Below are 17,869 nucleotides of genomic sequence, written 5' to 3' on the forward strand. Positions count from 1 at the left end.
TTTTCTACCGCAACACCTGGATAATGACAGCACGGGCTTTCACCGCCTGAATAACCGAGCAAAGCCAAATAGATAACCTCGCCCTTTCTCGTCCGCTTTCACGGATATTTTTGATATAAGGCTTTTTATCAATCAAACGTTGAACTTGGTTTTAACTTCTCCACCACGCGTATAAGTCATCACAAATGAATTCCAAGTTTCACCACGTCGGGTGGCGCACTCCCTCAATTCCTTCACCAAACGATAGAGGATTGCGCCATTGTAATCCGTTTCTGCATCCGTCACCCGAACCCCTTCCTTCTCGACAGTAAGAACAGTTTCCATATACCCCATGCTTACTACTACCTCATAACAGAAAGAGTCGTAGCCCTCCACGATGCCAGCATCTAGCAACTCAAAAATCTGCTTCACTAACTGTAGGTCTTGAGTAATCACTATATAACCTCCGGAATCTTATGGGCCTCATTTTCAAAGAAAACTTTTTCGGTCTTCCCATTTATCGTATAGGTCACTTCCATGTTATCAGGACGTGGCGACCGCGGATCCTCACGATAAAACTTTATCGTCGTCGGCCCTACCGTCTTACTAGGATCATTCAACGCCGCCCTGATTTTATTCTCATAAAAAACCTTGTACGCCGAATTATTGAAATTCTGGTCCTGCGGGAACAGATTATAACCATCACACGTTCCACCTTGGCTACACGCTTTGGCATGCCCACCCACATCAGTATCCCGCCCTTCCTTGCCTGCCGCCGTCTGCCTCGAATCTCGAGGAACCTTGGTATTGCTTGGCGTGAACGTCAGCTCTTCCACGAACCCTTTGCTGTTGGTGGTGAACGAATCGCCGTTATCAACCTGGTAGCGTGTATTAGGGCTTCGGGCACTAGGGTTGTTGAGTATTTCGTACTCAGGTGAGCCTTTGACGGAATTGCTGGTGTTCACCTTTACAACAGGCAGGTCCGGATGGCTCGAACCGGTAGAGTGACCGCCGCCGACCGGTTTGGGCCCCTCACCCGAAACAGGCGTCGGCTTGCCAGGGCCAGGCTCCATCCATCCCTTCCCTGACGGCTCTCCAAACTTCGAATCAATGGTCATCGGCTCGCTGACCTTTGTAGTCTCGCGGCCCCCAATGACTCCACTGATCTTGCCAGCCACCGCAACAGTGGCTTTTGCCGTCGTCCCCAAAGCGATGTTCAGGAGTGTGGAGGCACCCTGGACATAGATATCGCCCTTCTGGTCACTCGCTCCATTTTCGTGCAGCTTTTTGAATGTATTATCGCTCTTCTCCAAGCTGTCTTTGCTCTTACCACTCAGCTCACTCGCGATGGATTTTGCCAGCGCGTCTTTTGCCGCCTCGATTTTGTCGCCAAACAGTTTGTTGATCAGGACATTCCCTGCCAGGCCTACTGCCATTTTCGCAGGCCCCATCACGGCCTGGACTCCCATGGCCAAAAGTTGAGCCTGTTCGACTGGCAATTGATCCATAAAGTGTTGCAGCTGTTCCGTCTGCGCGAGCAATTTGCCACCCGGCGAATTCGGGGTCAGACCTTTGAGCCCTGTGGCCCAGTTGTTGCTGCCCTGATCACGATAGTGGCTGTACACAGGGTCTTGCTGACTCCCGTCACCTGAGGTGCAGCCACCCGAAGCGTTGCAGGCTTCTTGTTTGTCAGAGAACTCTGCGACTCGCTTTGCAAAGTTGAGGATTGCGGCCACGTCCTCAGGCTTTAGTTTTTCGATGTCACGAGCGTCCCTACCATTGCGCACCAGGTTCTTGGCAATGCTCAACGCAATGTCATCACCCAACTGGGCTCTTGCCTCGGCGGGCACTTCGTCAAGAGAAACACGCTGAGCCTGGATATTGGTCCAGGCCTGTGCGGTGGCCTGAATCGGCCCGTTGATTAAAGAAAGAGCCGACTCGTATGCTTTTTCAGTGCTGCCCGCATAGTTCTCTATTCCGGTTTTCCAAGCCTGTACCGTACCGGACGGATCGGCCACGGCCTCTAGAGAAGATTTGGTGACATACAGATCGGTTCGAGACTCCTTGTCCTTGGTAATTTCATACGCCTTGCCCACGTCCCGATTCAGTCCCGACGTGGAGTCATTGCCGGTCGTCGCATCCCGACGCACAACAATCTCACCGGCCCCTACGGTCGCCCGTACGGCCTGCTCGCGCTCTTTGTCATACTTCCAGCCGTTGACACTCCAACCGCTCTCTCCTTCCGTGCCTTTACCGACCTGACTGCCGTCCTGGGTCGTGCCGCCTTTACCTGCGGTGTAGCTGCCGCCGACATTCAGGTAAAAACCGCGCTCCTTGTCTTCTCCAGAGATATCGCTGAAACCTAGCGTGCCGGTATCCAACTTGAGGTTGCCGTTGTCGGCCGCAATCAGTGCTCCATCGAGTTGGGTGTGGTCTTGAGTCCGGATGTCGACCTTGTTTTTGCCGGTAATGCTGGTTTGCTGTTCAACCCAGTTGGTTTTTCCAGTTGTCTGACCGTAGCCGACCGAGCCGCTGATCCCGGCACCCGGGCCAATGGTCGCGGTGATGCTGATGTCGAACTCTTTGCCCTTGACCTTACCGGTATCGGCAACGGACGAAACGTTGAGATCTCCGCCCACACGGCCAACCACCTCGTCGCCGCGCAACGTGGCGCCATTGATATTGGTGTCATTGCCGCTGTTGAAGCCCAATTGATTGCCGGCATAAAGGTAAGCGTCTTGCTGGCGCTCACCCTCGCGCTCAAGGTTGCCCTTGCCCATGCTGACGCTGACATAGACGCCGACACCTTCAGAACCGAACACCAGTCCGGCTTCACCGCCACCATTGTGTCGATTGCTGTCGCTGCTCCTCTTGTTTTGTGCCGAGGTGATGTTGAGGTCGTTGCCTGCCTTGAGTTCGATGTCCCGGTCGGCCTTGACCTGAGTTCCCACCAGGCTCAAATCGTGGGCGGCGTCCAGATGGACGTCCCGTCCTGCCGCAACCTTAGTGGTGCTGGATGTACCATGTTCCCCGTCTTCGGTGGCCACACCGTAACTGCCACCGATACCGATTTTGAAGCCACCGCTAGTTCCACCATGAATCCCCCCCCAACTCTGGCTCTGGGTGCTTTCCTGGCTGACGCTCCCCTTGGCTACATCAAGAACAATGTCGTGACCTTTTACATTGATGTCACGCCCCGCTTGCAGTTGCCCGCCCTTGACCACCACATCATTGTTGGCAGCAATGTTCAGATCATTACCCGCATTGAGCGTCGAAGACCGGTTGGTCTGTTCGATGGTCTCCAGACCGCTGCTCTGCTTGCTATTGCCGAACTTGACATCGGCCGTCGGCCCCGACACGAACTGGCTAACGGCATCGACGCCCTTGAGCGCGCTTGAGCCTTTACTGACGCCGTCTTCGCCTTTTCCCGCACCGCTTACGGCGTCTTTGGTTCGGCCGTAGTTGTGGTTGAGGGTGACACCCAAACCATTGCGCTCGGTTTGGCGCTGCAGCTCGGTCAACTGAGTTTCCTGTGCAGCATCGATGCGAATATCTCGACCTGCCGTCAGGCTTATGTCTTTGTCGGCGCTCAAGTCTGAACCGACTTGATTGATATCACGTACTGCCTTGACCGTCAGGTCCTGCCCGGCATTAATCTGGCTGGCGGCAGCGGTCTGTTGTTCCAAGCGGTTCTTTTCCCTGCTGCTGTCGGCACCGGCAAAGAAGCTGACACCGTTGGCATCACTGGATACGCCAATGCCAACTTGTTTGGCCTTCGACCAGCCCTGTTCCGCTTTGGCGTTCTGTGCCGCGACTACATTGACATCCCGTCCGGCATCCAGGCTGACGTTGCGCCCGGCACTGATACCGCTACCCACCAAATTGATATCGCGTTCAGCCTTCAAACTTGCATCGCGGTCGGCGGACACTTGGCTACCAACGCTTGTGCTGCTTTGCGCTTGTCTGCCCGACTCCTTGGCCGAGGAAATGGAGATGAACCCACCAGAAGAAGAGAGGCCAACCTTTTTCTTATACTGTTCACTTCGGGTGTAAGCCGTGTCATTCGCAGAAACCAGGTTAATGTCGCCGGTGCTGTTCACCAGCCCGGCGCGCAGTTCAGTGTCGTTCTCAGCACTGATCTCACTCGCCCGCAACCGCACGTCATTACCCGCAGCCACCACCACGTCATTGCCGGCCTCCAACTCGCTGCCGACCTGGCTGGCGGTGGTTTTCAGCTGGCTCTTGCCGCTTTTCGAAAGCCCGAGGAACCCGGACTTGGTCTTCTTGCTGTAGGAACCGTGCTCCTCGACACCCGACAGCACGGCGATATCGCCCGTGGCGCCCAGCAGCATGTCGCCGCCGGCTTTCAATTGGCTGCCGATCACGGTGACGTCGCGCCCGCCTTCGATGTTCATGCCGCCATCGGCTTTTTTGCTGGCATTGATGGTCAGGTCTTTGCCGGCTTCGACGACGGAGGCGACGTTGGTGCTGTCGTAGCTTTCACGTTGTTCGCTTTTGCTGCGACCGAACGAGCCTTTGCTCTTTTTCGAGTAGAACGAAGCGTCTTCGTCGAGTACCGAGAGGATGCTCACATCGCGCTGTGCCTCCAGGGCGACGTTGCCGCCACCGGCAATTCGGCTGGCGGTCAGTTCCAGGTCCTTGCCAGCATTTAACGACACGTCGCCGCCGGCGGTCAGCACGCTGGAGACTTGGCTGATGTGGTCTTTGGACTGTGTGACTTTCTTGGACTTGCTGGAGGAATGCTGCTCATCGGCAGCCGAGGAAACGCTGAGGTTTTCAGTGGCCGTAATGCTCAGGTCGCGCTTGGCGTCGATGCGGCTGGCGATGGCGCTGAAATCGCGGCCTGCCGAGACTGTCAGGTCACGGCCGGCTTCTACGCTGGCACCGTTTTGTGTCACGGTTTCGGTGCGCAGGCGGCTGCCCATGTTGAAGCCATCGCGCTGCTCAACCGCATCAATATGCACATCGCGCCCGGCGGTGATGAGGGTGTCGCGCCCGCTTTGCAACACACCACCGGTGTTGGCCACGTCGCGCCCGGCATTCAGGGTCAGGTCATTGGCAGCCTCGATGCGTGACACGCTGTCGAGGTAGTCGCGACGCGTCGCGGTACCGCTACCGGTGCTGGTCACGGCGCGTTCGTTGATCACATCACCCTTGAGGGCCGTGAGCGTGACGTCGCGCCCGGCAATGATACCGCCGGATTTATTGACGATGTTGTTGCCGGCCAGCAGGTCCAGACGATTACCGGCTTCGATCACGCCACTGTTGGTCAGGTCGTTGCCGGCTTTGGCTGAAAGGTTGTTGGTAGCGCGCAGGGTGCCGGCGTTCTCCAGGTTCTCCCCGGCGATCAGGTTCAGGTCGTTACCGGCGATCAGGGCACCGTTCGGCGCAAGACGGTTATCGGCCTGGGCCATGTAAAGCACCGGCACCAACACTTTCTCACCGTTCACTGAATGCTCTTCGAGCCAGACGATGTCGTGCGTCAGGGCGGCAACCTGCTGCGAGGTCAACGACACGCCCACGGCCAGGTTCAGCTGTTGCTTGCTGCTGATGGCGTTATCCATCAAGTACTTGAACAGTTTTTCGTCGGTGTTCTGGCCGTCGATAAAACGCTGCCCCGTACGCGCTTGCACGGCTTGCTGGATCAAGTGTTGTTCATAGAGCCCGTCGCCCAGGCGTTTGGCACTTTCATCCGGGTTGTAACCCAGGCCCGCCAGCAGGTAATCCGAGCTCATGAACTGTTTCAGGTCGGTGAGCACCGGGTTGGTTTCGACCAGGTATTTGTGCGGCTGGGACACCGGCCCGGTGGGCGTAAAGCCTTGCACACGGCTGACGGTCTGGCTGGCGACCGAGGTGGTTTGCGCGCCTGCGTCGAGTGGTTTAGCGACCACCGTGGCTACTTGTGTTGGGCGATTGCCTTGGCTTTGTGTATTGGGCGTGCCGGCTACCGGCTGGATGCCTGGCATCACCGGGGTGACACCGGGAATGTTCACTGTGGGGCGCGCGAGGTCGCCGGGTGTAGTGACCTGTATGCGCGTATCGCGCTCAGTCAGCGCCAGATTTGGCTGGTCACCAGGCCCGCTGACCTTGACCGTAGGCAGGGTCGAACCTGCGGACGGATTTTGGTTGTTGATGCCATCCCCACGAGCGATCTCACCGGTGGTGATCTGGCCAGGCGTCCAGACGCCGCCGTTGTCCACATCGGTGACCGCAGAGACGTCAAACGCCGTGGCGCTGGCGGTGACGCCACTGACCTGGCGTGCTGTCGAGCCCAATTGGCGAGTCGCGGCGCTCTGTTGATCGACTTGGGTCAAATCGAAGGTACGCGTCGTCGGTGCTGGTTGCGCGTCATTGCGTTGCGCCAGGCCGAGGCTGGCGCCGCCCATGGTCCAGCCTTGCGGGCCCGTGTTGGCCTGTACCGCCTGGGTGCCGTCGACCGCTTGGGTACTGAGGTGGAACAGGCCGTGGGTACCGGTCGGCAGGCTGAACTCACGCAGTGTCAGCGGGTTGACTTGCTGTTTGGCAAGGTCAGGCGGCAGTTGCGCAGCGAGTTGCACCACCACCGTTGCCGGGCCGGTGCTGATAGCGGTGTCTTCGTGGCGCGCGGCGCGTTCGGTCAAGGCTGTGAATGGTGTCTCACTGCTGTTGATCAAGGTCTTGGTGGCGGTGATGTTCACCGCACCACCGGCCTGGATGATCGCCGGCGCCAGTGACGCCCCGGCGGTCGATACCAGGGTGTCGGAAACCAGTGGGAAAGCCGACAACGCACCGACCGGCAAGCTTTTAGGGCCGCCCTGCGCGTTGTACGGGTCTACGACGCTGCGTTTGAAACGCCAGTAAGTACCGTTGGACGCGGTCAACCTCCAGGTACGGGTGCGCGTGCCGGAGCCGGACGTCGCACCTTTGTTGGTGAGTGTGTCCGCCGTGATATTCATGTCCGTGCCGGCAGCCAGGGTGCTGTATTCGTTGAGCACGTTGTTTGCGGCGATGTCCATTCGCCCGTTCGACTGGATAGTCGAGGCAGCCGAGGTGTTCAGCAGCTCACTTTGATAATTCTCGGTGCCGACGAAGTCGACGACAAAACTGCCACCACTGCAGTCCCAGCAAATGGTGCCGAGCGAGCCGCCACTGCCCGGGATTTCTTTGGTCTGGAACACATCCCGACGGTTAGTCAGGTTGGCCACCTTCAGCGACATATCCCCGCTGGACTGGATGCTGCCGGAGACGTTCTCCAGGCGGGCGGCTTTGCTCACGCCGTCACGGCCGGCAACGTCCAGGCGCCCAAGGCTGTAGATGTCGCCGTATTGATTGGTGATCGAGTCGCTGTACATCGCCATGTCGTTGCCGCTGAACAGCAAGCCATGATCGTTGAGCAGGGTCGCGCTGGTCAGCGTTACCTTTTGCGCTGCGCCCAGGGTCCCATAGTTGTTCAGGCCACTTGCCGCGAGGTTGAGAGTGGCCGCAGAGGTCAGGCGCCCACGGTTATTGAGCTGGCCATCAACGTTGATCACCGCATCGCCGCCGCTGGTTATCTTCGCGCTGTTACTCAGGTCCAACTGGCCCGCGTGCAGGTTGAGGGTGCCTTGGCTGGTGACTTTGCCATTGCCCGAGTAAGCGCCCGCCAAATCGAGCTTCAAGCTGCCGTCACTGGCAATCAACCCGTTATTGACCCAGCTGCCGCCCTTGCCTTCCAAGTGCGTGGAGGCCAATAGCTGCCCGGTTTCGGTCTGGGTAAAGTTATTGACATTGACGTTCAAACGCCCGGCCTGGATGACGCTGGTGTTGGTCCAGGTATCCGCGTTCAAGGTCAGGCCGCCACGGGTGACAATGGTGCCGCCGGCACCGGTGACATTGGGCAGGGAAATATCGAAATTGCCCTCACCCATGTGCAGCAATTGCCCGCCGCTGTTCTGGAAGCTGGCAGCGGCCAGGATCAGGTCCTGGTTGGCGGTTTCTACGGCGCCGTTGCGGTTATCGAACAGGCTGCCGATCTGGAATTGCGTGGCGCCCGTGCGGCCCAGCGCGCGTAGCTTGCCGCCCTGGTTGTCGATGGCATTGGCCGCCACCGTCAGGGCGTTGGTGCTTTCGATCAGGCCATTCTGGTTAGTCAGTTGGCCCGTGAGGCCCAGTGCTATCTGGTCCCCGGCGATCTGCCCGTTGCTGTTGTCGAGGTTGTCACCCTGGACCCGCATCAGACCCTTGGCATACAGCGCGCCTTGCTGGTTATTCAGGGTGGCGAGGGTCAGCAGCGCGTCACCCGACTGCGCCGCAATGTGGCCGCCCTGGTTGTCGAGCTGGCCAGCAGTGAGCAGAAGACGCTCACCCTGGATCAAACCGCCCTTGCGGCTGCTGCTCTGGTCATAACCATTACGCATCACACCGACCACGCCAGCGTCGATATCACCCTTGAGGGCAGCCAGCACACCACCACGGTTGTCGAAATTACCGGCTTTGAGCTGCACGTCACCGGTCTGGCTGATGAGGTGGCCGGCTTGGTTATCGAGTTCGCCATTGACCTCGACACGCAACCCGTTTTGCCCCTGCAGCTTGCCTTGCGCGTTGCTCAGGCCGAAGGCTTTGATCTGCAGGTCGCCCTCTTGGCTGTAAATCAAACCATCGGCGTTGTTTTGCACCATAGCGCTGGCATCAATCGCCAGTGGGCCTTTGGCGGCGACCGTGCCGCCTTGGCTGTTGTTCAGGCCGCCCATGGCCAGTGACAGGCGCCCTTGGCTGGCGAGTTGGCCGCCACGGTTATCCACCTCGACAGCCTGCTTGAGCACCAGCGCCCCGGTGCCGGCGATCTTGCCGTTGACGTTGCCCAGGTTACCTTGCAGGTCGAGCACCAGGTGGTCGTTGCCCATCAGCGAGCCGCCGGTGTTGATCAGGTTGCCACCCAAGACGTTCAGGTTGCGCATTGCCGTGATACTGCCGGCGCTGTTGTCGAGGTTGGCCGCGCTCAGGTCCAGTGTTGAGCCGCTGTCGATCAAGCCGCCTTGGGCGTTGCTCAGCAAACCGATCACATTCAGGGTCTGCTGCGCGCCGCTGGAAATAATGCCTTTGTCACTGTTGTCCAGGCTGGCCGCGCTGACACCCAAGCGTCCCTGGCTGACCAGTACGCCTGCGCCGCTGTTGAGCAAGCCACCACTGAGGCGCAGGTCGAGGTCGCCGTTGCGGCTGGAGAGCGTGCCGCCAGTGCGGTTGTCCAGGCTGGCGCCGGCAATATTCAGCCCCTGCCAACCCGATATCAGGCCAGCGCGATTGACCACAGCGTCGGCATTCAGGCTCAGTACTTGTTGGCTGATGAGTGTGCCGGCGCTGTTGTCAAGGCTACGCCCGCTCAGGCTCAGGGCACTTTGGCTGGAGATCTCGCCGCCCTGGTTTTGCGCGTCGCGCAGACGCTTCAAGGTCAAAGGTCCCTTGGCGAGGATCAGGCCTTGACGGTTGTCCAGGTCACCATTGGCCAGGTCCACGGTCAGGCGCTGATCACTGATCAGCCTGCCGCTGCGCAGTGCCAATGCGCTGAGGTTGAGGTCGATATCACCCTTGGCCGACACCTCGCCACCGTCACTGGCGTCCAGCGCCTGGGCATTCAGCACAAGGCTGCCCTGGCTGTTGATCAGGCCTTTGGCGCTGTTGTCCAGGGCCTGGGCATTGAGCGTCAAGGCGCGGGTGCCGAGCAAGCTGCCGCCCTGGTTATTGAGGTCGCCGCTGTTCACCGTCAGTGTTTGTGCGGCGTTGATCAGGCCTTGTTGCCGGTTATTCAGCAGACCGGTGCTGGTCAATTCGAGGTCGCCACGGCTGGTGAGCGTGCCGCCGCTGTTATCAACAGAGGCTGCATTGGCACTCAGGCTCGCACCTGCAACCAACCCCTTGACGTTGGTGAGTACCTGGTCGATACGCAAGGCCAGGCCTTGGTTACTGAGCAGCCGGCCATGGCTGTTGTCCAGGTTGCGCGCCAGCAGGTCGAACGCCTGGCCGCTGGAGATTTCACCGCCTTGGTTGTTCACGCTATTGAGACGATTGAGCACCAGCGGCCCGTTCGCGTTGATCAGGCCTTGCTGGTTGTTCAACTGCCCGTTGTTCAGGTCCAGTGTCAGGCGTGTATTGCTGAACAGCTTGCCGCCCTGCTGGTCAAGGCCATCGACGCTGGCCGTCAGGGCCTGGGCACTGCCGATGCTGCCAGCGGCGTTGTTCAACAGGCCAGCCTTCAGGTTCAAGGTGTCGCCGCTGTTGAGGCGAGCGTTGGTATTGTCCAGCGCACCGGTAGTTACCGAGACCGCCCCTTTGCCACTGACCACACCTTTCTGGTTGTCCAGGCTGGCGCTGCGCAGCTGCAACGTACTGTCGGTCACCAACTGGCCGTCTTGGTTATCCACCGCGCCTGCCAGGTCCAGCTCCAACGCTTGAGCGCTGGAAATACGGCCTTGGCGGTTGATCAGGTTGGCGGCGTTGACATTCAGGCGCCCTTCACTGCTGAGCACGCCCTGGCTGTTATTGAGCTCGCCGTTGAGTTCCAGTTGCAAAAGTTGCTGGGCAAGCAACTTGCCGTTGCTGTTGTCCAGGTCCTGCGCCGTGAGCATCAGCCGCTGGGCATTGAGCTGGCCGTCGTTGCCGTTGAGCAGTTTCGCCACGGTCAGGCTCAAGGCTTGCCCGGCCAGCACACGACCGCTGTCGCTGTTATCCAGGGTTTGTCCGGTGAAGCCCAGGTCGCCATTCGTGGACAGCTCGCCGCCACGGTTATTGACATTGCCGACCTGCAGTTTCAGCGCTTTTTCGGCGCCTGCCAGGCCTTTGCGGTTGTCCAGGGACGTGCCCTGCAACGCCAGCTCGGTGGTGCTGATAAGTTGACCGCCACGGTTATCGACTTGGTCGATCGTGGCCGTTACCGCGGCCTTGCCCGTCACATCACCGGCACGGTTGTCGAGCCGCGCGGAAGACAGCAGCAACGCGCCGTCGGCGATCAGCGTACCGCGCTGGTTGTTGATCGCCTGGTCGGCGGCGATGTCCATTGCCCCGTGGCTGCTGAGCAGGCCATCGCTGTTGTCCAGACTGGCGGCACGCGCGTTGATCGAGGCTGCGCTGATGGTCCCGTGGGCGTTGCCTAACGCCTCTTTCACCTGCAGCGTGAGGCCCTGATTGCTGATCAGCTTGCCGGTGGCGTTATTCAAGTTGCGAGCCGCCAGGGTGAACGCTTGTTGGCTGGAGATCTCGCCGAGCTGGCTGTTGTTTACATCCGCCAGGTTTTTGAGCATCAACAGCGGGCTATTGATCAGGCCGGCGACGTTGGTCAACTGGCCGTGATTGAGGTCAAGGTCGAGCCCGGTTTTGCTGAACAGTTCGCCACCCTGCTGGTCCAGCCCGGTCACTGTGGCCGTGAGGTTGTTTTCACTGGCGATACGCCCGCTGTTGTTCAGTTGGGCGGCCGAGACGTCCAGGCGGTCGGCACTGGTGATACGGCCACTATTGTTCAAGGCGCCGGTGGTCAGCGTCAGCGCGCCGCGACTGTTGAGCAAGCCTTTGGGGCCGTTATCGAGGCTGACACTGGTGAGGTTGAGGCTGGCATCGGTTTCCAGAATGCCGCCTTGGTTGGCGACAGCACCGCCGACCTCCAGCGTCAGCGCAGCGGCCGAAGACACTGCGCCGCCTGCGTTGTTGAGGTTGGCGCTGGTCAGTTGCAGCGTGCCTTCGCTGCTGATCTGGCCCTGCTGGTTGTCCAACTGCCCGTTCAGTTCGGTGCCGGGAATGGCTGCCAGCGCAATGTTCAGGGATTGCTGGCCGGAGAAGGTGCCATGGCTGTTGTCCAGGCGCGCGCCGTTGAAGTGGTTATCGCGGGCAAACACCAGCCCTTGGGCCTGGTTAATCACCTGGGCCACGGCCAGTTCCAGCGCCGTACCGGCGACGAGTTTGCCGCCGCTGTTATCCAGGCGCTGGCCCTTGAAGTCGATGCTGCTCTGGCTGGAAATTTCGCCGGCGCGGTTATCAACGGCGTCGACCTTCAGATTCAGCGCTTTTGTAGCACCTACCAAGCCGCCGTCGCGATTGTCCAGCGAGGTACCGCTCAAGTTCAGCTCACCCAGGGCAACCAACTCACCGCCTTGTTGAGCCAGCACGCCAACAGTGGCCTGCAGGTCGTTCTGGCTGGCGATACGGCCCGCCGCGTTTTGCACGTTAGCGGCGGTCAGCCGCAGCGGCCCCACGGCACTGATCAGGCCGTTCTGGTTACGCAACTGTTGCCCGGCGGACACCAAGGCCGCCTTGCTGCTGAGCAAACCTTTCTGGTTGTCCAACTCAGCCACATTGAGTTGCAGGTCTTTTTGCGCGAGGACCACGCCGCTGCGGTTGTCGACATTAGCGCTGTGCAACGTCAGCAGGTCCTGGCCGATCAGCCGCCCTTCGCGGTTGTCCAGCTGGCCGGTGTGCAGTTCCATGGTGCCCTTGGCCAACACCTGGCCCTTGGCTTGGTTGTCCAGTAACCCGTCAACGGTTGCGTTCAGTTGACCATTGCTGACCAGTTGCCCGCCCTGGCGGTTATCCAGGCTGGCGGCGTGCACGTCCAACAACGTGCCGGCACCCACTGTGCCGCCCTGGTTGTTCACTGCGCCCTTGACCTTGAGGCCCAGGCTCACATCACCAAGCACTTGCCCCTTGGTGTTGCTCAAGCTGGCTGCACCCAGCTGGGTGTGCCCTGCGCTGATAATCTCGCCCTGGTCGTTCAGCAGATCTTGCTGGACGGCCACGCGCGTGTCCAAGGTGCTGCTGACGCTGCCTTCGCGGTTATCCAGGCGCAAGGCTTCAAGCCCAACTCCAGCCGCTGAAATCAAGCCTTTGACGTTGAGCAGGGCGTGTTCGACTTTAAGGGTCAATGCCTGGTCGCTGAGCAGGTTGCCGCCGCTGTTATCCAAGGTGTCGGCGGTCAAGGTGAAGGCGTGTGTGCTCGAGACCTCACCGTTGCGGTTGTCGACGTCTTTGAGGTTCTTGAGCAGCAACATCCCCGGTGCATTGATAAAGCCATCGGCGTTGTCCAACAGCCCATGCTGCATGTCCAGCGTCAGTTCACTGTTGCTGTAAAGCTCGCCGCCACCGCGTTGGTCGAGGCTGGTCACACTGGCGGCGAGCGCTTGGCCACTGGCGATACGGCCTTCGAAACGGTTGTCGACGCTGGTCGCTTTGAGGTTGAGGCGATCGGCGCTGGTGACACGGCCTTGGTGCTGGTTGAGCAGCACACCCGTTGTGAGTTGCAATGCGCCGTCAGCGATGATGTGCCCTTGGCTGTTGTCGACACTGGCGCCGTTCACGGTCGCGGTGCCGGCACTGAGCACTTCACCGTTCTGGTTAGTGATTTCACCCTGGGTGCTTAGTAACAGCGCCCCGCCGCTGCTGATACGCCCGCCGTTGTTGCCCAGGATGGCAGTGCGCAGTTGCACCCCCGCATCGCTGCGAATCACACCTTGGTTGTTGTCGGCGTGCTCGGCCAGGTTCACGTCAAGGTTGCGCTTGGCGTAGAGGTTACCTTGAGCACTGTTGTCCAGGTTGCCGGCCTTGAGGCTGACGTCCTGTTGCCCTGAAATCAGGCCCTTAAGCTGGTTGTTCAGCCTGTCGAGCGTCAGTTGGAGTGCGCCGTTAGCCAGCACACGACCGCCGTTACTGTTGTCCAGGTCATGCCCTGCCAACGTCAACTCGGTCACGCTGGACACTTCACCGCCACGGTTGTCTACCTTATCGACGGTCACGTTCATGGCCTTGCCCGAATTGAGCAACCCGCCCTGGCGGTTATCCAACGCGTCGCCCTGAACCTGCAGTTGGCCAACCGAGGTAATGCTGCCCTCGCGGTTATCCAGTTTGCCCACACGCAGCTGCGCATCACCTTTGCTGGTGATGCGGCCTTTGGCCTGGTTGTCCAGGCTGGCAGCATTGAGCTGCAAACCGTCGCCGGCCGCGAACAGCCCGGCCTGGTTGAGCACGTTGGCCGAAACCTGCACCGTCAAGGCGCCTTCACTGGTGAGCTTGCCGGCGCCGTTGTCGAGGCTGGCGGCATTCACCGTCAACACCTGCCCGGCAGCCAAGGTACCTTGGGTGTTGGTGATGGCGCCCTGGCCGGTCAAGGTCAACTGGTTGTCGCCCTGGAGACGACCCTGAGTGTTATCCAGTGCTGCCACGTTGACCGTCGAGCGCTGGCCGAGCAGTTCACCATGGCGGTTACCCAGCACGCCCTCGATGCTGAGGTTCAAGTCAGTGGCAGCGCTCAATTTGCCGTCCTGGTTGTCCAGGCTGGCGCTGTTGACGTGCACGGCGGCGGCGGCAATCAGGCCGCGGGTGTTGTCTAGCGCCTGGGCGATACGCAAGACCAGGGCTTGCTCGCTGAGCAGCTTGCCGCCCGTGGTGTTCAGGGCCGTTGCCGCCAGCTCAAAAGCGTGCGCACTGGAGATTTCGCCGCCCTGGTTATCCACGGTACCGAGTTGCTTGAGCAGCAACTGCCCAGGCGCGCTGATCAAGCCACCCTGGTTATTGAGGTGACCGCCTTGCAGGTTCAGGCTCACATCGGCCTGGCTGGAGATATGCCCCGCGCGGCTGTTATCCAGCGCCGTCAGCGTCATCCCCAACTGCGTGCCGCTGCTTACGCGCCCGCCCTGGTTACTCAACGTGCTACTGGTGATCTGCAGGGTATCGATGCTGGACAGCGCGGCGGCATCATTGGCCACAGCAGAGGCATCAATAACCAGGCGCCCATCACTGACGATCGAGCCTTGCGTGTTATTCAACTGACCGCCAAGCGCCAAACCCAGCTGGCTTTTGGCAGCCAGGTTGCCCCCCGCACTGTTGTCCACTGTCTGACCCGAAATGTGCAGTTGCTGGGCGGAAATCCGACCTTTGAGGGAGTTGTCCAGGTTGGCGACAGTCAATTGCAGGTCAGCACCGGCGCTGAAGAGCCCCGCCTGGTTGAGCATGTTCCCGGCAATACGCGCGGTCAGTGACGCGTCGCTGTTCAAGTTGCCGCGACGGTTATCCAGACTGGCGCTGTCGAGGGTCACGCTTTGCCCGGCGGCCAACGTACCGGCCTGATTGCTGATTGCACCCTGCGTGTGAAGCGCAAGCGTCGATCCAGCCTGCACCTGGCCCTGATCGTTATTCAGCGCGCCAAGCCCTAATACGAGTTGCTTGCCGAGCAACTTGCCCGCGCGGTTATCCAGTTCGGCATCGACGTGCAGGTTGAGGTCGTCTACCGCAGCGAAACGGCCGGATTGGTTGTTCAGCGTGCCGGCCTGAACCTCCAGAGTCTTGGCCGTTACCAGGCCTTTGGCGTTGTCCAGAGCCCGGGCGATGCGCACACTCAACGCTTGCTCGCTGAGCAACTTGCCGGCGCCGTTGTTAAGTTGATCGGCGCTCAGGACGAACGCCTGCACGCTAGAAATTTCACCGCCTTGGTTATCGACACTGCTCAGTTGCGTCAGCAGCAACCGCCCCGGCGAGTAGATCAAGCCTCCCTGGTTGTTCAGATGACCACGATTGAGGTTCAGGCTCAGGTCGCCCTGGCTGAAGAGCTGACCGCCGTTGCTGTTGTCTAGGCTCCCCACGGTCAACTGCGCGCCAGCGTCAGCGCTCAAACGTGCATCTTGGTTGACGAGTGCGCCGCTCACCCGAGCGTTCAGCCGATCACGGCTATGCAAAAGACCACCCTGGTCGTTGATCAAACTGGCGACGTCAATCTCCAGGCCATTGGCGGTAATAACGCCGGCGCCGTTGTTCAGGGTTTGCGCGATGCGCAGGCCCAGCGCTCGGTCACTGAGCAATTTGCCGCTGCGGTTATCCAGGCTGTTTGCGGTCAGTTGAAAACCATGCGTATTGGAAATCTCACCGCTGCGGTTATCGACGCTATTGAGATTGTTGAACGACAGCTGGCCGCCCGCGTTAATCAAGCCGCTGTCGCGGTTGTCGAGGTGGCCATTGCCCAGGTCCAGGTTGACGTCGTTGTTACTGTAAAGGCGCCCATGATCATGCTGGTCGAGGCTGGTGACGCGGGCATTGAGAGCCTTGGCGCTGCTGATCGAGCCGCCTTGGCTGTTATTGACCGGCCCTGCAACCAGATCAAGCGCGTCACCACTGATGAGTACGCCGCTCTGTTGGTTATTGAAGGTGCCGGCATTGATCTGTGCGCCAGTGCCGGATTCGATGCGGCCCTGCTGCTGGTTATCCAGCGTGCCGGCAATGTTCAGCCCCAGGCTGCCCTGGCTGCTGACGACGGCTGACTGACTGTTGTTCAGTTGCCCGGCGTCGATCTGCAGGTGCTGCCCAGCGGCCAGGCGACCGGCCTGGTTATTCAGGGTCGCGCCGGCGCTCAAGCGCAGCGCTTGGCCCGAGGAGATCAGGCCAGCGACGTTGTCCAGATCATCGACATGCAAGGTGACGTCGGCCTGGCTGGAGAGTTCGCCCTTGCGGTTGATCAATTGCCCGACGTTAGCGCGCAGCCCGCGGTCGCCGGCGACCAGCCCGACCTCAGAGTTGAGCAGTCGAGCGGCATTCAGCTCAATGCTTGCAGCACTCAGCACGCGGCCTTGTTGCTGGTTATCCAACGTTGCGGCGCTGACCTTGAGCTGGTTTTTCGCACTCAGGGTGCCGCCCTGGTTGCTCAGCGTTCCGTCGACATTCAGTGAAAGGTCGCGACTGGCAATGAGGGTCTTGCCGTTGTTATTCAACTGCCCAGCGCTGATTTGGATGTCGCCCTGCGCGTTGCGTGTCTGGTCGGCGTTAACGCCAGCTTCGATGATGCCGTTATTGGTCAACGCCCCGCCGCTTTGCAACTGCACGCGATCACGCGCAACCAGACTTTTTTGGTTAATCAGTGCGCCTTGGGTCTGCACATTCAAAGCACTGCCCGCCAAGACCGATCCCTGTGCCGCCACGCTTGCGGCCTTCACATTTACGGCGCCGGCGGCCGAGGTCTGGCCCATCACCACATTGCCTGCGGCATCAATCTGAATATCGCCGCCGGCAACCATGTCACCCGACAGCCGCACGCCCACACCGGCCTCGGTGCCGATCAGCTTGACCGCGCCCACGTACATGCCGCCGAGCGCCGAGGAGTCAATCGCCAGGTCTGGCGCCTGGCTGCCATCTGCCGCCCGCGCAGTGGCGTTGAGGGTGCGTGCGTCGACGTCGTTGCGACCGGCGACGATGGTGAGTTTTTTCGCCTGAATCTGCGCGTTGATCGTGGTGGCGCGGGTGATGATTTCGAACTGGTCGACGTTGCTGGCGTTCAAGCCGGCGCCTTCGATGGCGACGTTGCCTTGGTCAACCTGATAGCGACTGATCTGGCCGTTTTCGATCACCGCTTTACCAGTGGTCAGCGTGGCTTGTGGGGTGTTGATAAAGCCGCAACCGTTGCAGCTGATGCCGTACGGGTTGGCAACGATGACATGGGCCGACTGCCCCGCCACTTCGGTGTAGCCACGCAGTTGGCTGGGGCTGCCGCCGTTGACTTCGTTGAGGATGATGTTGGCGGCGGTGCCGCGCAGGTTCGGGTTGCCGACGATGATGCCGCCCAGTTGGGTGGACTGGGTGCGATCGGTGGCGTTGTTGAGAATGACACCGTTGGCGCCGACGTTGTAGTCATGGAATTGGTTGTGCGACAGGCCGCTCCCGTTTGGCGCGGCGATGTTGACGATGGGCACGCCATTGCCCGCTTGCCCGAGCGTGGTGCCCGGTGCGCTGACCACGATGCCGTCGGCCTGGGCCAGCAGCGGCTGCCAGAACATCGCGTTGGCCAGGATCAACGCTAACCCACGTTTAGGCAGCCCCAGAAAGTGGGAGCGGCTTTTTACGGCAGCAGAAGGCTGGCGCGCGAGGAAGGCGAACTGGCGAACGTCCATGTCAT

2 protein-coding genes are annotated in these 17,869 nt (G+C 60.2%); both read right to left on the reverse strand.

The features are described from left to right. Window positions 1-132 precede the first annotated feature (132 nt). Window positions 133-435 carry a hypothetical protein gene (locus tag AC19YS_RS20505; protein ID WP_200625722.1) on the reverse strand — a complete coding sequence of 101 codons (303 nt, stop codon included), beginning with the start codon at window positions 433-435 and terminating at the stop codon, window positions 133-135. Further along, entirely contained in the window at window positions 435-17,864 is a 17,430-nt protein-coding gene (locus tag AC19YS_RS20510; RefSeq protein WP_500602518.1) for a hemagglutinin repeat-containing protein, read from the reverse strand. Before AC19YS_RS20510 ends, AC19YS_RS20505 begins: the two co-directional genes overlap by 1 nt. Window positions 17,865-17,869: the final 5 nt, after the last annotated feature.

Source organism: Pseudomonas sp. MF08831 (assembly GCF_059862645.1).